General features: G+C 69.3%; 19 protein-coding genes and 1 pseudogene. 10 read left to right on the top strand and 10 right to left on the bottom strand.

Going from position 1 to position 19,762, the window contains the following annotated elements; translation table 11 throughout:
• Positions 1-57: 57 nt before the first annotated feature.
• Positions 58-276, bottom strand: coding sequence for an MbtH family protein (locus tag PV796_RS39720; protein ID WP_274918734.1), 219 nt, complete (start codon positions 274-276; stop codon positions 58-60).
• Between the two features lie 724 nt (positions 277-1,000).
• Between PV796_RS39720 and PV796_RS39715 the strand changes: the two genes are divergently transcribed.
• Positions 1,001-1,591: a terpene synthase family protein gene (locus tag PV796_RS39715; RefSeq protein ID WP_274918733.1), complete on the top strand. Its 591-nt coding sequence runs from the start codon at positions 1,001-1,003 to the stop codon at positions 1,589-1,591.
• Between the two features lie 151 nt (positions 1,592-1,742).
• Here the strand turns inward: PV796_RS39715 and PV796_RS39710 are convergent, their stop codons facing one another.
• On the bottom strand, positions 1,743-2,675 hold the full coding sequence (locus PV796_RS39710) for a LysR family transcriptional regulator (RefSeq protein ID WP_274918732.1): 933 nt from the start codon (positions 2,673-2,675) through the stop codon (positions 1,743-1,745).
• Positions 2,676-2,746: 71 nt separating this feature from the next.
• On the opposite strand from PV796_RS39710, the gene PV796_RS39705 reads away from it, so the two are divergent.
• Together PV796_RS39705 and PV796_RS39700 are read left to right on the top strand one after the other, a co-directional pair.
• Positions 2,747-3,634: an SDR family NAD(P)-dependent oxidoreductase gene (locus PV796_RS39705; RefSeq protein WP_274918731.1), complete on the top strand. Its 888-nt coding sequence runs from the start codon at positions 2,747-2,749 to the stop codon at positions 3,632-3,634.
• Positions 3,635-3,676: 42 nt separating this feature from the next.
• Complete coding sequence (locus PV796_RS39700; protein WP_274918730.1) at positions 3,677-4,609, top strand: SDR family NAD(P)-dependent oxidoreductase; 933 nt, start codon at positions 3,677-3,679, stop codon at positions 4,607-4,609.
• Positions 4,610-4,727: 118 nt separating this feature from the next.
• Here the strand turns inward: PV796_RS39700 and mdlC are convergent, their stop codons facing one another.
• Both mdlC and PV796_RS39690 read right to left on the bottom strand, forming a co-directional pair.
• On the bottom strand, positions 4,728-6,377 hold the full coding sequence (mdlC, locus tag PV796_RS39695) for a benzoylformate decarboxylase (protein WP_274918728.1): 1,650 nt from the start codon (positions 6,375-6,377) through the stop codon (positions 4,728-4,730).
• A 243-nt stretch (positions 6,378-6,620) separates the two neighbouring features.
• Complete coding sequence (locus tag PV796_RS39690) at positions 6,621-7,247, bottom strand: isochorismatase family protein (protein ID WP_274918727.1); 627 nt, start codon at positions 7,245-7,247, stop codon at positions 6,621-6,623.
• Positions 7,248-7,401: 154 nt separating this feature from the next.
• Between PV796_RS39690 and PV796_RS39685 the strand changes: the two genes are divergently transcribed.
• Positions 7,402-7,851 carry a MarR family winged helix-turn-helix transcriptional regulator gene (locus tag PV796_RS39685; protein ID WP_274918726.1) on the top strand — a complete coding sequence of 150 codons (450 nt, stop codon included), beginning with the start codon at positions 7,402-7,404 and terminating at the stop codon, positions 7,849-7,851.
• A 68-nt stretch (positions 7,852-7,919) separates the two neighbouring features.
• On the opposite strand, the gene PV796_RS39680 is transcribed toward PV796_RS39685, so the two are convergent.
• Positions 7,920-8,984: an NAD(+)/NADH kinase gene (locus PV796_RS39680; protein ID WP_274918725.1), complete on the bottom strand. Its 1,065-nt coding sequence runs from the start codon at positions 8,982-8,984 to the stop codon at positions 7,920-7,922.
• A gap of 359 nt (positions 8,985-9,343) precedes the next feature.
• A complete protein-coding gene (locus tag PV796_RS39675; protein WP_274918724.1) occupies positions 9,344-9,892 on the bottom strand; it encodes a winged helix-turn-helix transcriptional regulator in 549 nt (182 codons plus the stop codon).
• Between the two features lie 139 nt (positions 9,893-10,031).
• Between PV796_RS39675 and PV796_RS39670 the strand changes: the two genes are divergently transcribed.
• Together PV796_RS39670 and PV796_RS39665 are read left to right on the top strand one after the other, a co-directional pair.
• Positions 10,032-10,544: an SRPBCC family protein gene (locus PV796_RS39670; protein ID WP_274918723.1), complete on the top strand. Its 513-nt coding sequence runs from the start codon at positions 10,032-10,034 to the stop codon at positions 10,542-10,544.
• A complete protein-coding gene (locus PV796_RS39665) occupies positions 10,544-11,587 on the top strand; it encodes an LLM class flavin-dependent oxidoreductase (RefSeq protein ID WP_274918722.1) in 1,044 nt (347 codons plus the stop codon). The genes PV796_RS39670 and PV796_RS39665 overlap by 1 nt, the downstream gene beginning before the upstream one ends.
• Positions 11,588-11,721: 134 nt before the next feature.
• Here PV796_RS39665 and PV796_RS39660 read toward each other — a convergent pair whose 3' ends face one another.
• On the bottom strand, positions 11,722-12,708 hold the full coding sequence (locus PV796_RS39660; RefSeq protein ID WP_274918721.1) for a helix-turn-helix domain-containing protein: 987 nt from the start codon (positions 12,706-12,708) through the stop codon (positions 11,722-11,724).
• 99 nt (positions 12,709-12,807) lie between these two features.
• On the opposite strand from PV796_RS39660, the gene PV796_RS39655 reads away from it, so the two are divergent.
• Positions 12,808-13,608 carry an alpha/beta fold hydrolase gene (locus tag PV796_RS39655; protein WP_274918720.1) on the top strand — a complete coding sequence of 267 codons (801 nt, stop codon included), beginning with the start codon at positions 12,808-12,810 and terminating at the stop codon, positions 13,606-13,608.
• Between the two features lie 27 nt (positions 13,609-13,635).
• Here the strand turns inward: PV796_RS39655 and PV796_RS39650 are convergent.
• Both PV796_RS39650 and PV796_RS39645 read right to left on the bottom strand, forming a co-directional pair.
• Positions 13,636-13,956 (bottom strand): annotated as a pseudogene (locus PV796_RS39650) (alcohol dehydrogenase catalytic domain-containing protein); the annotation flags it as partial.
• A 277-nt stretch (positions 13,957-14,233) separates the two neighbouring features.
• Positions 14,234-15,355 carry a lipid II:glycine glycyltransferase FemX gene (locus PV796_RS39645; protein WP_274919394.1) on the bottom strand — a complete coding sequence of 374 codons (1,122 nt, stop codon included), beginning with the start codon at positions 15,353-15,355 and terminating at the stop codon, positions 14,234-14,236.
• 407 nt (positions 15,356-15,762) lie between these two features.
• Here PV796_RS39645 and PV796_RS39640 point away from each other — a divergent pair, with 407 nt between their 5' ends.
• On the top strand, positions 15,763-16,125 hold the full coding sequence (locus PV796_RS39640) for a VOC family protein (protein WP_274918719.1): 363 nt from the start codon (positions 15,763-15,765) through the stop codon (positions 16,123-16,125).
• Positions 16,126-16,720: 595 nt separating this feature from the next.
• Positions 16,721-17,551 carry an ATP nucleotide 3'-pyrophosphokinase gene (locus PV796_RS39630; protein ID WP_274918718.1) on the top strand — a complete coding sequence of 277 codons (831 nt, stop codon included), beginning with the start codon at positions 16,721-16,723 and terminating at the stop codon, positions 17,549-17,551.
• A 219-nt stretch (positions 17,552-17,770) separates the two neighbouring features.
• Here the strand turns inward: PV796_RS39630 and PV796_RS39625 are convergent, their stop codons facing one another.
• On the bottom strand, positions 17,771-18,589 hold the full coding sequence (locus tag PV796_RS39625; RefSeq protein WP_274918716.1) for a GNAT family N-acetyltransferase: 819 nt from the start codon (positions 18,587-18,589) through the stop codon (positions 17,771-17,773).
• A gap of 172 nt (positions 18,590-18,761) precedes the next feature.
• Here PV796_RS39625 and PV796_RS39620 point away from each other — a divergent pair, with 172 nt between their 5' ends.
• Positions 18,762-19,523 carry a phosphotransferase gene (locus PV796_RS39620; RefSeq protein ID WP_274918715.1) on the top strand — a complete coding sequence of 254 codons (762 nt, stop codon included), beginning with the start codon at positions 18,762-18,764 and terminating at the stop codon, positions 19,521-19,523.
• Positions 19,524-19,762: the final 239 nt, after the last annotated feature.

Here is a 19,762-nt window from a genome sequence, read left to right as displayed (position 1 = left end):
GGGCGCGCCCTCAATCGGGCGCGCCACAGCCGTACTTGCCCTGGTCACGACCGTGGGCTAGGAGCCCTGGGCCTCCATGGCCGCGACCAGACTGGCCGGTCGCATGTCGGTCCAGGTGGACTCGATGAATTCCAGGCACTCCTGGCGCGCGCCCTCGGGCCGCGCGACCTGCCAGCCGCCCGGCACCTCTGTGGCGGCGGGCCAGAGCGAGTACTGACGCTCCTCGTTGACCAGAACGATGAATCGGGCGGACTCATCGTCAAAAACGTTGGCCATAGCTTCCCCCTGCTCCTTCCTTCCCACTGACAAACCAGGAGGTGATCGGGATCGCACCCGCGCCCCAACCCCACCTATGCGCTACGGCATTGGCCGATATTCCGAACGAAAATCGGCCGAGCGTCAGTACGGTACACCACAAAACCTTCACACCTGACCAGTCCGCGAACCGGCCCGCCCATGTGATCACACACCACGACGGAACCAGCGCCCCACCGCCCCTAAGCGTCCGAACGCTCCCTCCTTTCCCTTTGACGTCACCGACCTGCCGATTCACGAGTAAGAAACACGAAGGCTTTGCCATCGACATACGAACGGCGCCCTGTGGCGGGCGATATACAGCCACACCTTGGCCGATTCCGAACAGGCCAACAACGCTTCCCGCTCGCGCTCACCACGCATCACGCCCGGGGCGCATTGAAGCTCCATCAACACTCCAACAAACCTCAATGCGCCCCCAATGCACTCTTGCGCAACACCGAGTGGACTGCTAAAAGGTTCGCGCCTTGCGACTCCCACCGGCGGCCCCGCCCTCCGCGGCCCGGCGGATCTGGGGCAGCCTTCCCTAATCGTGTGGCGCGTCCCGGCGCAGATTGACCTGGCGGTACCAGTTACGCAAGCACTCGGGGCTGCCCCCGAGTTCCCGGGCGCGAGTCACCACTCACGCCGGCGAAGACGTCGCACCGTGCGTGTAAGAGCTGTGACGGCCGTGCAGGATGCGGGCATGGAGCCGCAGTTGCAACAGCCCGTCTTTCACATGCCGTTCACCGCACGCACCAACCCCCATCTGAGCCGGACTCGTGGGCAGGTGAAGCAGTGGGCGCATCAGGTCGGGCTGCTCGACCCCGAGTACACCACCCCCTGGCCGGAGCGATGGAGCGAGCGGAAGTTCGACGAGGCGGACTTCCCGTTGTGGACGGCGCTGACGCATCCGGACGCCACGGCGGACGAACTGGACCTGGTCACCGACTGGCATGTGGCCCTGTGGTTCGTCGACGATCTCTTCCTGCCGCTGTTCAGGCAGCACATCGACCGTGCGACCGCGCGACGACAGGTAGGTCGTCTGCTGCACTTTCTACCCGTTGATGCCCTGCCCCGGCCGCAGTTGACGTCCCAGAACCCAGTGGAGCGGGCGTTTGACGACCTGTGGCCCAAGACGGCCCCCTCGATGACGCCTGTCTGGCGCCTGCGGTTCCGGGGCGACATCGAGCGCTTCTTGCACGGCGTGCTGTGGGAGCTCGACCAACTTGAGACCGCCATTCCCCACGGCCCCACCGGCCTGGGCACCTCAGCCGCCCGTCTGACGTATACCTGAGGCCAGTTCAGGGGGCGCGTCGTTCGGGGTGGCTGTCCGGGTGGTGGGGCCCGTTGGATGAATGAGTGGCGATGTCTTGAGTGGTCGAAGGCGACCAGGGATCGTGGGGCCAGCTGAGTGTCCGGGGCGCCGTTGCCGTCTCCCCAGACGGTCAGATGGGCGGAGCGGGGGCATCGTTGTCCAGCGCAGCGGCCCGCAGGGCGGCCGCGAGGCGGGTGACCGCCTCGGTCGGTGGCTGGGGCAGTCGGGCGAGCAGCAGGCGCCGCTGCTCTTGAGGGCCCCCGTGCACGGAGAGGACGCGGACACCCGGCGGTACGGCGGCGGCGAGCGCGGCGGGCACGGTGGTCAACCCGCAGCCGGCGGCCACGAGTTGGAGCTTGGCCAGCCAGTCCCGCGCCGTGCAGACGATCTCGGGCCGTTCGTCCAAGCCCGGCCAGACACCCATCACGCGATCCTCGCCCGAAGAGGACCCGACGATCCAGCGTTGCCCACGCAGGTCGACGACATCGACGAAGTCTCCGCGGGCGAGGGGGTGGGCTGCGGGCACGGCCAGCAGTAGTGCCCGTTCGGTGAGTGTCCGCAGCGCGAGCGGAGGCGACTCGGCGTCCGGTGGCCGAAACGGTGGAGCCGACGACAGTAGGGCGAGATCGATGCTGCCGGCCCGCAGGGCGCGCGTCAGCGCCGGGGTGCCCCCCTCCCGGCCGACGACCTGGATCTCCGGGTCCGTCCGGCGGAGCGCGGTCAGGGCCCGGGGCACCAGCACGGCGCCGGCACTGGGTACCCAACCCAGTCGGACCGTCCCTCCTCGCCCGGGCATACCCGACAGTTCCCTCGCGGTCGCGTCGATCTCGTCGAGCACGACCTTCGCGCGGCGCAGCACCGTGCGACCCGCCGAGGTGAGCCGCACCCCGTCCCGTCGCCGCTCCAGCAGTTCGGCACCCGCGGCCCGTTCGATCGCGGCGATCTGGCGGGACACCGCCGACTGGGTATAGCCCAGCGACACCGCGGCCGCGGTGAACGTCCCTTGCTCGGCGACGGCTCGGAAAACCCGCAACGCGGTCAGTGACACATCCGTGAAGTCCATGACGATTACGCATGGTATATGTGCGCAACATTCGTTGGACGCATGGTGGCGTGATCCCTAGCGTGGCAGACGTGAACCCTTCCCGCATCGCCCTCGTCACCGGTGCCAACCAAGGACTCGGCCGCGCCCTCGTCGCAGGACTGGCGGCCCGCATGAACCCGCAGGACCTGGTCCTGCTCACGGGACGCCACCGCCAGCGCGTAGCGGACGCCGCCCGCGAGGTCTCCCAACTGCCCGGCACCCGCGCCCGTGTCGAGGGCGGACTCCTGGACGTCACCGACACGCAGGCCGTCGCCCGCCTCGCCGACGAGCTCAGGAACCGGTACGGCGGCGCCGACATCGTCCTCTCCAACGCGGTCGCCCGTCTGCTGCCCGGGGAATCGCAGGCCGAGCGGGCCGACGAGTTCATCGACGTCTCCAACACCGCCACCCTCGCGGTCCTGCGCTCCTTCAGCCCGGTCCTGCGTCCGGGCGGCCGGCTGATCGTCGTGGCCAGCAGTCTCGGCACCCTCGGCCACCTGGCGCCACGGCTGCACCCGCTGTTCGACGGCGCGAGCCTCGACCAGGTCGAGTACGCCGTCGAGTCCTGGCGCACCGCCCTCCACAACAACACCGCTGCGGAAGCGGGTTGGCCACGGTGGCTGAACGTGCCCTCCAAGGTGGCGCAGGTCGCCGCCGTACGCGCAGTCGCCGCCGAACGCCGCGAACACGACCTCGCCACCGACACGCTGGTGGCCTCGGTCTGTCCCGGCATGGTCGATACCGCGACCTCCCGGCCGTGGTTCAGCGACTACAGCCAGGCCCAGTCACCGTCCGAGGCGGCCCGGGCCGTGCTCGACCTCGTGTTCGCCGAGCGCGTCGACCCGGCCCTGTACGGCGAGTTGATCCGCTTCGGCGAGGTACTGGACTGGCACGACGGCACGCCGCCGGAAGAACAGGACCGCATGCTCACCCCCTGACACCTCCACGTCAACACACCACCCATCTCCAGGAGTTCCTCGATGTCCACCCCCATCACCACGCCCTACGGTTTCGCCAGCACGGCCGCAGAAGTCACCCACGGCATCGACCTCACCGGCCGCCGCGCACTGGTCACCGGCGCCTCCTCCGGACTCGGCGCGGAAACGGCCCGTGCCCTGGCCGGTACGGGGGCTGCCGTGACCCTGGCGGTCCGCGACGTGGCAGCGGGCGAACGCGTCGCCGAACAGATCACCGCGGCGACCGGGAACCACGAACTGCACGTAGCCCACCTCGACCTCACCGATCCGGCGTCCATCACGGCCTTCACCGCCGCCTGGCAGGGCCCGCTGCACATCCTGGTGAACAACGCCGGCGTCATGGCCTGCCCCGAGCAGTACACCGAACGGGGCTGGGAATGGCAGTTCGCCACCAACCACCTGGGCCACTTCGCCCTCGCCACGGGTCTGCACGATGCGCTCGCCGCCAGCGACGCCGCCCGGATCGTCGTCGTCAGCTCCACCGGCCACCAGCAGTCACCCGTCGTGTGGGACGACGTCAACTTCGCCTTCCGCCGCTACGACCCCTGGCTCGCCTACGGCCAGTCCAAGACCGCCAACATCCTCTTCGCGGTGGAGGCCACCCGCCGCTGGGCCGACGACAACATCACCGCCAACGCCCTGATGCCGGGCGCCATCTACACCAACCTCCAGCGCCACACCGGCGGCCGAGGCAGCGGCCGGGTCCCGGCCGAACTCATCAAGACGGTTGAGCAGGGCGCCGCCACCTCCGTGCTCCTCGCCACCTCGCCCCTCCTCGAAGGCATCGGCGGCCGCTACTTCGTCGACTGCAACGAGACCGCCACCGTCGACCGCCGCACCGGCACCCTGCACGGCGTCGCGCGCTACGCCGTCGACCCGGACAACGCCCAACGCCTGTGGACGCTGTCGGAGGAGTTGCTCACCCCCGCCGCATGAACACGCGCCGCACGACGGGGCGTTCGCCCCCACGGCGGCGGGCCGCACCGCAGCCACCCGCCCGCCTCAGACCGGCGATCCACCGGACATCCCCCGCACCCAAGCGTGCGGGATCACGCTAGAGAGCGGCCTTCTGCGGTTGCGTGGCGACCACGATGACCGTTGGGGTTTCGGCGGTGAGGGCCTGGGTGAAGGCGCGTTCCAGGTCCTGGGTGGTGTCGACGGCGACGGCGCGGCAGCCGAAGCCGTGGGCCAGGGAAACGATGTCGATGCCGGGCAGGTCGAGTCCCGGAACACCGGGTGTCTCCTCCAGCTCCGCAAAGGACTTGAGGATGGAGTATTCCTTGTTGCGCATGACCACGTAGACGATCGGCAGCTTGTGCTGGGCGGCGGTCCAGATGGCTTGGACGGAGTACTGGAACGACCCGTCGCCGATGAGGCCGACAACGGGTCGGGAGGTACCCCTGCTGCGGTCGGCCAAGGCGACCCCCACCGCCGCCGGAGTACCCCATCCGATGCCTCCGCTGGCCGTGGCGAAGAAGGATCCCGACGCGGTGGTGGGCAGCCACTCGATCTGTTGGGCCATGGTGGAGGTCGACTCGTTGACGATGACGGCGTCGAGCGGCCTGAGCTTGCTGAGAGACGCGTAGACCTCTGGAGGGGTGAGCGGGCGGCTCGGTGTCGCGGGGAGTTTCCGCGGCCTCTCCATCGCCCTGGGGGTGGCACGCGCCGACCCGTCCGCGACGAGTTCGAGGAGTTGGTCCATGGCGGTCTTGGGATCACCCAGGAGGCTGTCGCCCCTCCGCGCGGCCGCGGCGACTTCGGGGTCCGCGGTGATCTGGAGCAGTTCCGTCCCTGCCGGGAGGTAGTCGCCGGGAACGTAGGGGTAGTAGCGGAACACCTCGCCGCCGATCACGACGACCAGGTCGTGCCCGGCCAGCCGATCGCTGACGGCCTTGATGGAGATGCCGAGCGGGCCACAGAAGAGTGCGTGGTCTTCGGGGAACGAGGCGCGGTCCAGCAAGGGGGCCCCGTAAACGGCCGCGCGCACCTTCTCGGCCAGGGCGATCGCCGCGTCCCATCCGCCGCTGCGGTCCACCTCCGGCCCGAAGACCAGCGCCGGGCGGCTACTTGCCGAGATGCGGTCGGCGAAGGACCGAAGCCGCTGCTCGTCGGGGACGACCCGATCGCTCACGGTGCGCACAGGCGCCGGGCCGGCCAGCGGCCGTTTCCAGTCGTCGAGCGGAATCGACAGGTAGACCGGCCCCGCCGGCGGCTGGAGGGCCATCGCGTAGGCCCGCATGAAGGCGTTCGGCACGTCTTCGGCGCGGGCGGGCTCGTAGGACCACTTCACCCATGGCTTCGGCATGGTGGTCGCGTCCCGATTGCCCAGGTACGGCTCGCCGATGACCATCTCGCGGTGCTGTTGCCCGGACGTGATGATCAGGGGGGTGTTGCCGTGGTATGCGGCCACCAGATTGCCCAGGGAGTTGCCCAGCCCCGCCGAGGAGTGGACGTTGACCAGCGCCGGGCGCCGGGTGACTTGGGCGAAGGTGTCGGCCATGGCGATGACCGAAGCCTCTTGCAGCGCCAGCACATAGGTGAAGTCGTCGGGGAATTCCTGGAGGAACGGCTGCTCCGTCGAACCGGGATTCCCGAAGACCGTGGTCAGTTGAAGGGCGCGTAGCAGATCGTACGTCACGCTGTGGACCGTCGATTCCGGAGCCACGGACACCACCCGTTCCTCGTCACGGAGCTGAGAGACCATCCGGGCCAGTATGCGGCGGACGGAACGACCGCCGGCGCGTCATCGCCGTGTCCGCTGAATGTTGGCCCGTTCGCGATGCGCGATGCCCACGGCGCCCTACGGCCCACTTCGTCGCCTCGAACCGGCCGCCGGCGCGCGGTACTTCGGCGGCGCACGTCACGGGTCCGGTGCCCGTCCGCGCACCGGGGCGACGCGGCTGCCCCCGGTCACCTGGTTGCGTCTCGCCGGGGCTGCCGAAGGCCGCTATGCCTGGCGGGCGGCGGAGATCTGACCGACCAGGACGGCGAACGGCATGTCGAGGGCGGCGTAGACGGCACCGGACTCGGGTGCCGCGTTGTCCGCCAGGGCCTCGACCATGAGGGTGGCGTAGTCGCTGACGATGACGCCCGCCTGCTGCATGCGCAACAGCCCCGCCTGCCGTTTCGTTTGACTGAAGGTGCCGGAGGCGTCCACGGCGACGTACGCGTCGTATCCGGCGGCGGTGGCGGCGTACGCGGGCAGCGCCGCGCACACCTCCAGCGACACCCCGGCGAAGATCAGCTTCTGTCGGCCGGTGGCTTCGATGGCCTCGCGGACGCGGTTGTCGTGCCAGGCATTGACCGTGCTGCGGTCGATGATCCGCTGTCCGGCCGGCAGCGCCTCGACCAGCTCAGGGGTGGTCGGACCCCACATGCTGTCGGCCGCGGTGGTGGTCACGACCAGCGGGATGCCCAAGGCCGTCGCTGCCCTGGCCAGCGCCGTCACGTTGTGCTTGAGCTCGTCGACGGTGATGTCGCGGACGCCGGACAACAGGCCCACCTGGTGGTCGACCAGCACCACGGCGGCGTTCTCCCGCGTGAGCGGTTCCAGGAACTTGCTGCGCTCGCTCATCTCGCACTCCTCATCGGGTTGAGACACAGCTCATCGGTCACTAATCTTGATAGTCAATATTCGTGACTACTTACCCCACGCTATGCCTCGGCCCGACAGGGCGCAAGCACCCCACGGAGCGGGGCGGTGGACGATCAGCGAGACGGGAGCTGCATTGACCAGGAACCAGACCACGGAACCAGACCTCGGCGTACTTGCCGCCCAGGTCCTCATCTCCGTTCAACGCGAGCTGTTCGCCGAGCTCGCCGAGCAGGGCTTCGACGACATCCAGCCGCGTGCCGGCGCCGTCCTCGCCCACCTACGTCCGGACGGCGTCCGGGCCAGCGAACTCGCCCTCGCCTCCGGACGGCACAAGCAGGTCATCGGATCCCTCGTCGACGATCTCGAACGCCTGGGGTACGTCGAGCGCAGACCCGATCCCGCAGACCGCCGCGCCAAACTGGTCCACCCCACCGAGCGCGGCCTGCTCCAGATGGAGACCGCCGCCGCCATCATGCGCACGATCGAGGCGCGTCACGCGAAGGCGATGGGCAGGCGGGAATACGCCACTTTCAAGTCGGCCCTCCGCCGGGTGGCCGGCCTCCCGCACAGGCCCCCAAGCTGAACGCGCGAACCACCGGCCCACCATCGCGGCCCACACGGCGGTGCGGCGCGGAAAGAGTGCGTGGGCGCTCAGCGCGCTGCTGTGGGAGGCGGCAGCCGCAGGTCCGCCAGGTCCGGCGGCAAGGGAGCGTCGGGGCGCATGAAGGGCGGGGACTCACCGTCGGTCTCCGTGGCGGGCGCGTCGGTGAGGCGGAACCGGTCCCGGAGGCGGCCGTAGAAGTCGGTGGGGTGGAGGCGGATGAGCCGCGCGCGTTGCGGGGCGCGGTAGACGCCGATCCAGTCCCCCGGTTCGAGCACGCCGCGGAGCTGGCCGTCGATACTGACCGCGGCGCGGCCGGAGTTGGGCAGGATGCGGAGGGCGACCGGTTCGTCGGGGGCCGCCACGACGGTGCGGTTGAAGGTCATGTGGGGCGCGATCGGCGTGAACACGACGGCGTCCATGTGCGGGGAGAGCACGGGACCGCCGGCGGCGAAGCAGTAGGCGGTCGAGCCGGTGGGCGTGGCGACCGCGAGCGCGTCCGCGGAGTAGGCGGCCAGCAGCCGTCCTGAAATGTAGACGCCTGCGGTGACCTGGTGGTCGCGGGCGAGCTTCTCCACGACGACGTCGTTGAGGGCGTTGACGTCCAGGGCGATGCCCCAGCCGTCGCGCACGGTGCTCTCGGGGCGCACCGGGGGCGGCGGCAGAGCGGGGCCGCGCCCGTAACAGAGGAACTCCTCCAACTCGGCGGGCAGCTCCGGTGGTTTGGAGGCCCGCATGGTCAAGGTCATGCGTTCCTCCACCAGCGCGTGGCCCGCGTGGACGGCGTCGAGGGCCACGGTGATGTCCGTGGCCGGCACCTCGGTGAGGAACCCGACCTTTCCGAGGTCGACGCCGAGCACCGCGGCCCCGGTCTTCACCGCGATCCGGGCGCCGCGCAGGAACGTCCCGTCCCCGCCGAGGGTGACGACCAGGTCGGGGTCCCCGGCCGCGTGCGCCTCCTCGCGGCCGGAGCGGCGCTGATGGTCCGTCGACCAGACGTCGATCTCGGTGCAGGGGAGGCCCTGCGCGTCGCACCAGGCATGCACGCGACGGGCGGCATCCAAGGCAGCGGCACGGCCTTGATGGACAACGAGTCCAATGCGATGCACGGGCATGGCGAACCTCGTCTCGGTGCCGTGTTGCGAGCCCCCGAGCGCTCAGGGGCCTCCTGCCCAGCCTGCCATCAGGTGGGAGCGGATCCCGGTAGTGGTCGACGACGCGCCGGGGATCGGAGCTGCCCGTTGCCGAAGCCCTCCACCAGCGGCGGGACTTCCGGCAGCGGGGCCATGAACTGACCGCCCAGGAAGCCTGGGTTGTGCGCCTGGCAGCTAGGGATGCCACCAACGCCGAGATCGCCGTGCGCCCGTTCCCGGACACCAACTGGAGGCCCTCGCGCGGGGCCGTTCGCCCGCCGCCGCGCGGTGGCGGGAGCCGTCTGATCGCGCTCGGCAGCGCCGGTGGCCGATACCGCGGGTCAAGCCTCGGTGTCCGCCGGTCGGTCGGAGGCCACCGGGTCTTGGGCCTCGTCCAGAGGGAACCGCCGCCGGACGTCGGGGCGGTTCAGGAGCTTGGTCGGGTAGCCGGGGCCGGGCCGCGGCGTGACATCGGCCCACTCCATCGGCTGTCGGCAGTGCGAGCACACGACGTCCGCGTGCGCGTCGTGGCCGCAGGTCTCGTGGCGGGTCAGCACGGGTGTTCCCGCCTCACCTGCCAGCCATCGGTCGCCCCAACTGGTCATGGCCAGGATGACGCTGTGGAAGTCCCGCCCCGACTCGGTCAGTAGGTACTCGTGCCGCAGGGGCTGCGTCTCGTACACGTGCTTCTCCATCAGGCCCGCTTCCACCAGGCGGCGCAGCCGCTCCGAGAGGGTGTTGCGGGCGATCCCCAGTTCCTGCTGGAAGTCGCCGAACCGGCGGATTCCGTAGAAAGCCTCGCGCAGGACCAGCGGCGTCCACCAGTCCCCGAGCAGATCCATGGTCCGGGCCACCGAGCATGGCCAGTTCGCGAAGGAGGTACGCCTCATGCCGCGAGTGTATGGGTCTCCTTACGAGACTGAGTTGTCTGCGGCGGGGACGGTCTTGCCCGAGTCGGTCTATCTACGCAACCATGGACGTGGCAGGGCGGCAGTTGGGCCGCGACGGTCCGAAAGGGAGGCAGCCCCGATGGATTGGACCGGACAGGTCTACGCCGACATCCCCACCGTGGCCTCACGCGTCTTCATCGACGCACCGCCGGAACGGGTGTGGCGGTACGTCAGCGACATCCGCGTCATGCCCCGCCTCAGCAGCGAACTGCAGGAGGTCGAGTGGCTGGACGGTGCGACCGGGCCCGGTATCGGTCACCGCTTCACGGGACGCAGCGCGCACCCGTCGCTGGGGCAGTGGGAGACCGTCAGCACGGTGGTGGAGTGGGAGGCCCCGCGGCGGTTCTGCTGGGCGGTGGGAGATCCGGCCGTCCCGACCAGCAAGTGGCGTTTCACCCTCCACGGCGAGGCGGACGGCACGGTGCTGGAACAGTGGGCGCAGATGGGGCCCGCACCGTCGGGGCTGAGCGTCGCCATCGAGGCGATGCCCGACAAGGAACAGAAGATCGTTTTCGTGCGACTGCGGGAGTTCGAGAGCGGAATCAAGGCCAACCTCGCCGCCATCAAGGACCTGGCGGAGGCGGGGAGTTGATGCGTACCGCGACCACCATCGAGGCGTCCAGCGACCCCTGGCGGCAGACCAGCGACTTCGTCGTCGAAGCGGAACGCCTGGGGCTCGACGTCTGTTGGGTGGCCGAGGCGTGGGGAAGCGACGCGCCCTCCCCACTGGGCTACCTCGCGGCCCGCACCAGCACGATCCTGCTCGGCTCGGGCGTGATCCAGCTCGGCACCCGCTCTCCGGTCACCGTCGCGCAGACCGCCATGACGCTCGCCGACATCTCCGAGGGCCGTTTCCTACTGGGGTTGGGAGCATCGGGGCCCCAGGTGATGGAGGGTCTTCACGGGATCCCCTTCGCGCGGCCGCTGGCCAGGATGCGGGAGACCGTCGACGTCCTCCGCGCCGCCTTCACCGGCGAGAAGATCACCTACCACGGCAGCCAGTACCGCATCCCCCTGCCCGACGGCGAGGGGCGTCCCATGCGGCTCAGTGCCCCGGCCGGGTCGGTACCGATCTATCTGGCCGCCCTGTCGCCCAAGATGCTGGAACTGACCGGCGCGGTCGCCGACGGCTGGTTGGGCACCAGCTTCCTGCCCGAAGGCGCCGACGCCTACTTCACCCACCTGGACACCGGACTGGCCCGAGCCGGCCGCCAACGAGCCGACCTGGACATCTGCCAGGGCGCGGAGATCAACATCCTCTCCGAGGGGGAACTGTCGGCCACCCTCGCCACCCGGAAGAAGGAACTCGCCTTCTCCCTGGGCGGCATGGGCTCGGGCACCACCAACTTCTACAACCGCGCCTACAGCCGCCAAGGCTGGGCCGAGACCGCAGCCGAGGTCCTCGCACGGTGGCAGGCCGGAGACCGCGACGGTGCCACGGCCCTGATCACCGACGAGATGGTCCTGGCCACCACGCTGATCGGGACCGAGGAGATGGTCCGCGACCGGCTCAAGGTCTGGCGGGACAGCGGCGTCGACACCATCCGTCTGTACCCTGCGGGCGACACCCTCGAAGCCCGCCTGACCAACCTCGGCCAGGGCATCGCGCTCGTCCGCGCCGTCGACCCGCGCTAACGGTCGAGCTGCCCCCCGTGCGCGATCCACGTCCCCGCCTCGGGCGCGACCTTCGTCTTCGCGACGGACGAGGGGAAGCGCCCGTACTCCGCGCCGTGTCGGTGCACGAGCACCGCCCCCACGCCTACGGCTGGCTAGGCGAGTTGGGTGTCCAGTGCGGTGCGGAGCCAGTCGTCGCAGGCGCCGATGGTGGGTTTCGGGGAGGGGGTGGGGACTTCGGCGGCGAGTTGCCAGTAGCGGTCGATCAGCGGATGGGCGATGTGTGCCAACTGGGTGCTGAGTTGGCGGCGGAAGGCCGGGGTGTCCGGGGTGTTGCGGAGACCGGCGTGGGCGGCGACGAAGCAGTCGAGGGCTTCCCCGGCATGCGGGGCCTGTTGGGTTTGTACGTCTGTTGCGGCCAGTTCGTATGCCTCGCGCAGACCTTCGTAGAGGACGGCCGGGCGGCAGGGGCCGCTTGGAGGGCGGGGGGCGGGGCCGCAGATGTTGATGTCCAGGACATGTGGGTTGGTGACAACGGCGTGGAGACTGGCGAAGGTCAGGACCTGTGGCGGGGTCGGGTCGGCGGGGGGTTGTGGGATGGCCTCGTCGAGGATCGTGGACAGCAGTCGGGCCGGCAGGCGTGGGGGGAGGATGTGGCGCCAAAAACGGGCCAGGGCAGTGGTGTTGGGCGGAGTGGCCATGGCGCCTATCAGTCGAAGACGGTCGGCGCGTTCCGCGGTCGTGCAGTCGTGAAGGAGGTGGAGGGCGGCCTCGCGCCAACGCAGGGCGGTCAATTGCGAGCCCAGTGCGTTCAGTTGGTCGGCGAGGGCGTCCTGAAGCGCAGTGTCGGGATCCGTGCCGGGGTCGTCGCGGGCGAGGACGCGGTCCACTTGTGGAAGGGGGAGGTCGAGGGCGCGCAGCGAGCGGATGAGGCGGAGGCGGTCCAGGGCCTCGGGGCCGTAGCGGCGGTGGCCGCCGGTGCTGCGGGTGGCTTCGGGCAACAGGCCGCGGTCCGAGTAGAAGCGGACGGTCTTGACGGTGACGCCTGCCTGTTGGGCGAGTTCGCCGATGCTCCACGTGCCCTCGGAAGGCACGGAAATGGGCTCGGAGAAGGACGCGGAAGCGGATGCGGGTGCTGTCATGCCTTGAACCTCCCTTAGGGGGAGTTCCTACCGTAACGGCAAGCGCGGCCGGACCAACGGGGGCCGGCCGCGCGAACCGAGGCGTGCGAGGAGGCGTTGATGACGGCGTATGTGCTGGTGCCGGGCGGACATATGGGTGGCTGGCTGTGGAGCGAAGTCGCGGAACGGCTGGGAGGCTTGGGGGAACGGGCGTACGCGGCGACGCTCACGGGGCTGGGAGAGCGTCGTCACCTGGCGGGTCCGGAAACGGACTTGGAGACCCATATCGAGGACCTGGTACAGCTCATCGATCACCTGGAGGAGCCGCAGGTGGTGCTCGTTGCGCACTGTCACGGCAGCTTCCCGGTGTTGGGGGCCGCTGACCGGCGGCCGGAACGGGTTTCCCGGCTGGTGTATGTCAACGCGCCCATGCCCATGGACGGTTACTCGGTACACGGCCTGGTCCGGGACTTCGAGCCCGACCCGGTGGTCCGCGACGGTTGGCGGCGACGGGCCGAGCAGGCCGAGGACGGATGGCGGATTCCCACACCCGTGCTCGACGGCTCCGACCCACAGGCCCAGAACAGGCTCGCCGGCGTCCCCGCGAGCGCGCTGGCCCGACTCGCCCGCCTGGCCGCACCGCAACCACTGGGCCCCCTCACCCAACCACTACGACTGTCAGGAGCCGCCGCGAAACTGCCCATGACCGGCATCTTCGGCACCAGGACCGGAATGAGCGTGGCCACGGTCGAATCCCTGGTACGGAGCGGAGATCCGCGTTTCGCGGTGCTCGCGGAGCCACAGGTGCGGTTCTTCGAACTCGACACCGGGCACTGGCCGATGCTCTCCGTCCCCGACGAACTCGCCGGGATGCTGACCCGGGCTGCTGCGGGCGAGGGGCGGCGGGTGACGGCTGCGTAACGTCGCTCGGCGACCGAGCTGGAGGTACGGGCTTCCCGCGGCGCACACCGCGGGAAGCGTCGCGCCGGTGACGCCGCCCAGCCCGAAGACGCGGTCGCCGATGCTCACCCCCTGCACACCCGCACCGATCTCGTCGACCAGGCCGACGGCCTCACGCCCGGGAATCGCGGGCAGGTCCACGGGCAGCGCCTCCTGTACCACCCCGGAACGCACCTTCCAGTCAACGGGGTTGACACCGGCCGCCGCGACGCGGACGCGGATCTCGCCCGGCCCGGGATGGGGGTCCGGCACCCGCTCGACCACAAGGGTCTCCACACCGCCGTACTCGTGATAGCGAACTGCGCGCATGACGTTCTGCCTTTCCACGCGGCCGGGACCGGCCGTCTCATGGGATCGGTGGGGTGAGTGTTCGGCGAGCACCGACGCCCACTACGCTAGAACCTGACGTTGACGTCAGGTGCAAGTCGGGCGGGCCGCCCGAGCAGAGGAGGACCGGTGCGCATCGGTGAGGTCGCCGACGATGCAAGGGAGTTGGACGCGGCGAGCACATTCACGTACGACTGCGGCGCCAGGGACCGTGCTCGACCAGTAACTCCACTGGGACAGTGCCTGCGCTCTGTCGCAGTCAGCGGCGGGACATGTAAAGGCCAAGAGCCTTGTACAGGATCCTGTTGAGTGGAAAGTCCCACTCACCCAGGTACTCCACGGCCTGGCCTCCGGTGCCGACTTTGAAGCGGAGCAGGCCCAGGAGATGGTTGTTCTCCTCCAAGGTATCGGTGATGCCACGGAAGTCGTAGATGCTCGCGCCCAGTGCGTGAGCATCGGACATCATCCGCCACTGGATCGCGTTGTTCGGCTGGACTTCGCGTTTCCGGCTGGTTGAGGCCCCGTAGGAGTACCAGGCATGCTCGCCAACGGTCAGCATCGTTGCTGCTGCGAGCACTTCACCCTCGTGTTGGGCGAGGTAGAGGCGCATGCGGTTGGGGTCCTCGGACGTCAGCGCTGTCCACATACGCTCGAAGTAGGCCAGGGGGCGGGGAATGAACCGGTCCCGTTCAGCAGTCTCGACGTAGAGGCCGTAGAAGGCGGGCAGGTCCTCGTAGCCGCCCTCGACAACCTTGACGCCGGCCTTCTCGGCCTTCTTGATGTTGCGGCGCCACTGCTGGTTCAGACCACGCTGGATCTCCTCCAACGACCGGCCAACGAACGGGACTTGAAACACATAGCGCGGCTGACCCGCGGCGAACCCACCTTCGCGGTCAGGCTCCGCCTGCCGCCAACCCATCCGGCGCAGCCGATCAGCGACGTCGACAGCCTGCGGCTCGTACGTGGTGGCCTCGACATCGCGCAGCCGCACGGCCTGAGGATCGGCGATCGCGTCCTTGACCGCTTCGGCACTCCAGCGGCGAGCGACGACGGGTGGCCCCATCTTCACCGAGAAGGCCCCCTGCCCTTTGAGATAGGCGAGCATCGGCTCCAGCCATGACCGAAGGTCCCGTGCGTCCCAGTCGATGACCGGCCCTTCGGGCAGATAGGCAAGGTACCGCTTGAGCTTTGGCAATGACCGGAACAACACCAGCCCCGCACCAACGAGGCGGTCATCGCCGTCGAACCAACCCAGGCTCTCCGCCCGCCAGTCGGGCTTCACATCTCCCCAGGCGGGAATCTGCAGGTGACTCACCGAGGGCAGGGCCGTGACGAAGGCCAGATGCTCCTCGCGGGTGATCGCGTTCAGGCGGAATCTCATGTGCAGCGCCTCCTTGTTCGACATAGCACCCTACTGACACCGCCTCGCATGCGCGCTGTGCGCCTAGCCCATCGGACAGACGGACACAGCCACCATTCATTCGCGCAGCAGGCTGCCCCCGGATCCCGCTGCCGCCAAGACCTGTGGTTTCCATGGGCGTTCACCACAGGGCAAGGAATTGCCGACTCGCGCGAGCCGGGGCAACACCAACATCATGGTGCCGGCCGTGGCGAGGAGAGCCCGGTGACGACAGGATGGGCAGGGGTGCCGCTCCGTGCGGGGCGGTTCGTGGTGCACGTCCTGAGAACTCACGTGGCCGGCCCATGCCACGGACGACCGCACCTCACCTCCTGCACGCGCTCCACAGCCATGCATGCCATGACCGTCTACCGACGAGAAGGAGAGTCATGCTCATTGCCGTCGACCACATCCAACTCGCCGCCCCTCCCGGCAGCGAGGACCAATTGCGGAGGTATTACGGGGAGGTGCTCGGCATGGCGGAGATACCCAAACCGCCGGCCCTCGCGGTTCGGGGCGGTTGCTGGTTCCAGGCCGGACCAGTCCAACTCCACCTAGGCATCGAGGCCGACTTCCGGCCCGCGAAGAAGGCCCACCCGGGGCTGCGCGTCACCGGGATCGAGGGATACGCCGCCCACCTGAAGGAACACGGCGCTCAGGTCGTCTGGGACGACAATCTGCCAGGCCACAAGCGCTTCTACTCCGAAGACCCGGTAGGCAACCGGCTCGAATTCCTGGAGCCAGTGCAGTAGGAGGCCACCGGCGCCAGGTGCCGGCAGGCGTTTGCCGGGCAGGGAAGGCGGGCCCGGCACTCGCGGCCGGGCCCGCGCCCCGGATCGCCTTGGCTCAGCCCCGCGCGACCATCAGAGCGGTGGCACAGGTATCCAGCCGGTTCTCCACGGCGCGCGTCGTCAGCGCTGTCCGCCCTGCCTCCCGTCATGGCTGCGCCACCAACTGCTCTTCTTCGGAGAACGCCACCACATCCCGAACCTGCCAGTACAGCCCCGTTGCCGAGGTGGAAGTCCCGGTGCAGGAATCGCCCTTCACAGGGCGGCGCGGGCATGCGGATCACATTGATCGCCGCGGTCCATGCCTCCGCGTCGACGTCCTTAGCCGCTCCCCCCGGAACCGTCCGGGCCTGTTGTGCGGTTGCGCGACGTCCGATTCGGGCCTTCCTGCGCAGCGTTCCGGCCAGGTACTGCCCAATAGCCGTGCAGACGGCTACCGATGCGCCCGTCGCCCGTTGCACTTCTTGTCATACGGCCGCACCGAGCCCGGCGAGCACCCGGCGGGCTGAGTGCGGCAGCCGTAGCGATACGGCCCGGCAGAGAGGAACGTCGCACGCCAATGTCCCACCACCACCCCACCGGCCGCTCCATCACCCGGGCTGCGCTGGCCACCGCCCTCGCCGCCGCCCTGGGAACGGGCGCGGTGCAGACCGCCACCGCCGCCCCGGTCACCCCGTCCCATGCCACCGCGATCGCCCCGTCCGCGCAGGCCCGCGTCACCGCGCCCGACGGCGGCTGGAGTCAGGACGGGCTGCACCTCAACGCCCGTGACAACAAGGAAGTGGACGCCTACCTCGCCCGGGCACGGCGGGCGGAACGGTCCATCAGTCCTCAGGTCCGCACCGTCGCGCTGCTCACCCACGCACAGCTCGTCGGATTCGACCAGCGGCTGAAGTCCCCGGACTCGCTCAAGCGGAAGGTCGCCACCAAGATGAAGGAGGTCCCGGGGCAGAGCGTGGGGACCTCACTCGCCACGCTCAACGACTCGGTCCGTTACACCCTCCAGTGGCCGACCGGGCAGTACACCCATGGCGTCACCGTAGCCGCCGGGCTGCTCTCCTCCTGGGGCAACGACACCAAACGCTGGTCCAACACCTGGGGCCGCCCCCAGGGCTACAAGGCCGTCAACTCCGCCTGGCGTGCGCCACGTTCGGGCCAGGTCTTCGAGGTCCAGTTCCACACCCCGGAAAGCAAGGCCGCCCAGCTCGAAACCCACGAGATCTACGAGGAGCAGCGGCTGCCGGGGACCCCGCCCGAGCGTCGCCGCGAACTCCAGGCGCAGCAGGACGCGATCTTCGCTGCGGTGCCGGTGCCAGCCGGCGCCGTACGCCTCACCGCCCCAACCCAGCGGCACCCCGAACCGCTTCCCCTCCACCCGGCAACCGCATAACCCTCCACCCCGTGGCCCGACGCCGCCCGCCAAGTGGTCCGCCCGGCCTCATGGTTGCGGCGTCCCGGGCAAGGGTCGAGACCGCTCCCCAGAGCAGAGCAACGAACATCCGGTGCGCACCGTCCCGCCGCCTTGCAGCTCCCGCCAGGGGTTGCCGAGGCGGAGCCTCCACGTTCCCGCGTTGAGGTGGCTGCACAGGATCGGCCAACGCTTCTGGTCTCAGGGCCGGTAGACGCACTCCGCCAGCGTCGCGTGCTTCTTCCAGCCCAGCGTTTCGTACAGCGCACGTCCGGCATCGGTCGCGCCAAGAACGCCGAGGACCGCGCCCTGGTCCACGGCGTGGTCGGCGAGCGTACGCATCACGAAGTTGCCCAGCCCGCGCCGCCGATGGGCCTCCTCGGTCACCACCCGGTCCACAACCGTGGCCTCCCCGAGGAGCGCCATCTGCCCCTGAGCCGCCGGCTCGCCCGTCGCGTCCCACACCCGGACGTAGGCGACAGCACCGATGGCCTCCACAGTCACGGTGTACCCCTCAGGTGCGACCGGGTTCGAGGCGACCAGGTCAACCGCCATCAGATGCCCGCTCTCCTCCCAGGCCCACCCTTGCGGTAGCCAGGGCTCGATCTCGGCAGGCTCCGCTGGGATCTTCATCCAGGTGCGCGGCGCCTCCACCGAGGCAGCGGCGCTGCGGACCAACGCCTCGTCAACCTCCGGCAGGACATGGCGTCCCCTTTCAGCGGGGTTGTCGGCCACCTCGATGTAGAAACCCCAGGGCATGTCGACCGGCGGAGGAGTCCGCCGTGAGACAGCCCATCCCGCCACCCAGGTCCTGACTATGTCCGCAACCATCGAACCCTCCCGAAACAGTGGCCGCATCACCAGCCGAGTAAGAGACACTGCCAAGGAGCGCACATTACGCGCGCTTGCGGTGCACGGCATCTGCTTTTGGATGCGGCCTTCGTGCCGCACCTCCCTGAAGGGCGAACACCCTGATCGAGAACCGAACTCGTAGAACTCGTCGTCGTCCTCCTCGAACACGTCGGCTGGGACTTCCCTCAGGAACACGGTTGCCGACACGATCTTCTGCCCGCCCAGCAGCGGTCGTCCGCCGCGAGCCGGAACGCTTCCTCGCTCTCGCGCACCCCGCTGTGTCGGCGCAGCGATGCGACCAGGTCAAGCGGGAAGGCGAAGGCTTCCCGCTCCTGTCGACGTGACGATCGTGCACGATGGAGGAATGTCGGAGTCTTCGTTGTCTGGTGGGTCGGTCAATCGCGTTGTGCGCGTTGGCGGCACCGTGCGCCGGCCCGTGTCGGCGAGCACTGGCTTCGTCGGTGACTTGCTGCGGATGTTTGAGGCCGCGGGGTGGGGTGGGGCGCCGCGATACCACGGTATCGACGAGGAAGGACGCGAGGTTCTGACCTATCTCGAAGGGCATGTGGCCTGGGGTCCGCAGCAGCCTCCGGCCGTGCACTCCGACGAAAGTCTGGTGCGGGTTGCCGAACTCGTGCGGGAGTTCCATGACCTCACGGCAGGCACGGGACTGGCCGGCTCGCATGAGGTCGTGTGTCACAACGACCTTGCGCCCAAGAACACCGTCTATCGGCCTGTTCACGGTGCCTTGCGCCCCGTGGCCTTTATCGACTGGGACTTGGCCGCGCCGGGTGCGCGCATTCATGACGTCGCCCATGCGTGTTGGCAGTATCTCGGACTCGGGCCGGGCGTCGAAGACGCCTCCGAAGCTGCGCGACGGTTGAGGTTGATCGCTGACTCTTATGGGCTGGCCGAACGACGCGCTCTCGTGTCCGTGGTTTTGTGGTGGCAGGACAGGTGTTGGCGCGGTATTGAGGCGGCTGCGGACTCCGGAAACCTCGCGATGGTCCGCCTCAGAGCAGCTGGGGCGGTGGGTGAGGTACAGGCGGCGTATGAATGGGTCAGTGAACACCGGGCCGAGCTGGATCACGCCCTGCGTTGACCGTGAGGCAGACAGCGTCTGCCTCATCCCCGTTTGACGCGCCCCCGGACGCCCCGGCACCCCACCGAGTCGTCCTCATGCGCCCCCGCACCACCGTGGGGCCAGTCAGGTCAGAGGGAAAGGAACAGCGGCAAGAAGTTGCAGGCACGGATCGGAGGGCTGTCGGTCGGGCGTCGGTCCGATGTCGGTGGGGTGTCGGCGGGGGCTGGCACGTTGTCAGGGTTCCTGCCGGGTGCCCG

The sequence above is a fragment of the Streptomyces sp. WZ-12 genome (assembly GCF_028898845.1).
Classification (GTDB): Bacteria; Actinomycetota; Actinomycetes; order Streptomycetales; family Streptomycetaceae; genus Streptomyces.
The sequence above is the reverse complement of the archived record's forward strand: the minus strand, read 5'-3'. Positions and strand labels throughout refer to the sequence as shown.

Coding starts and splice junctions, on each gene's coding strand:
- PV796_RS39670 (WP_274918723.1), top strand. CDS start 10,032: ATGGATTGGACCGGACAGGTCTACGCCGACATCCCCACCGTGGCCTCA.
- PV796_RS39630 (WP_274918718.1), top strand. CDS start 16,721: ATGTCCCACCACCACCCCACCGGCCGCTCCATCACCCGGGCTGCGCTG.
- PV796_RS39720 (WP_274918734.1), bottom strand. CDS start 276: ATGGCCAACGTTTTTGACGATGAGTCCGCCCGATTCATCGTTCTGGTC.
- PV796_RS39645 (WP_274919394.1), bottom strand. CDS start 15,355: ATGAGATTCCGCCTGAACGCGATCACCCGCGAGGAGCATCTGGCCTTC.
- PV796_RS39690 (WP_274918727.1), bottom strand. CDS start 7,247: ATGAGCGAGCGCAGCAAGTTCCTGGAACCGCTCACGCGGGAGAACGCC.
- PV796_RS39715 (WP_274918733.1), top strand. CDS start 1,001: ATGGAGCCGCAGTTGCAACAGCCCGTCTTTCACATGCCGTTCACCGCA.
- mdlC (WP_274918728.1), bottom strand. CDS start 6,377: ATGGTCTCTCAGCTCCGTGACGAGGAACGGGTGGTGTCCGTGGCTCCG.
- PV796_RS39655 (WP_274918720.1), top strand. CDS start 12,808: ATGACGGCGTATGTGCTGGTGCCGGGCGGACATATGGGTGGCTGGCTG.
- PV796_RS39675 (WP_274918724.1), bottom strand. CDS start 9,892: ATGAGGCGTACCTCCTTCGCGAACTGGCCATGCTCGGTGGCCCGGACC.
- PV796_RS39640 (WP_274918719.1), top strand. CDS start 15,763: ATGCTCATTGCCGTCGACCACATCCAACTCGCCGCCCCTCCCGGCAGC.
- PV796_RS39665 (WP_274918722.1), top strand. CDS start 10,544: ATGCGTACCGCGACCACCATCGAGGCGTCCAGCGACCCCTGGCGGCAG.
- PV796_RS39710 (WP_274918732.1), bottom strand. CDS start 2,675: ATGGACTTCACGGATGTGTCACTGACCGCGTTGCGGGTTTTCCGAGCC.
- PV796_RS39700 (WP_274918730.1), top strand. CDS start 3,677: ATGTCCACCCCCATCACCACGCCCTACGGTTTCGCCAGCACGGCCGCA.
- PV796_RS39680 (WP_274918725.1), bottom strand. CDS start 8,984: ATGCCCGTGCATCGCATTGGACTCGTTGTCCATCAAGGCCGTGCCGCT.
- PV796_RS39660 (WP_274918721.1), bottom strand. CDS start 12,708: ATGACAGCACCCGCATCCGCTTCCGCGTCCTTCTCCGAGCCCATTTCC.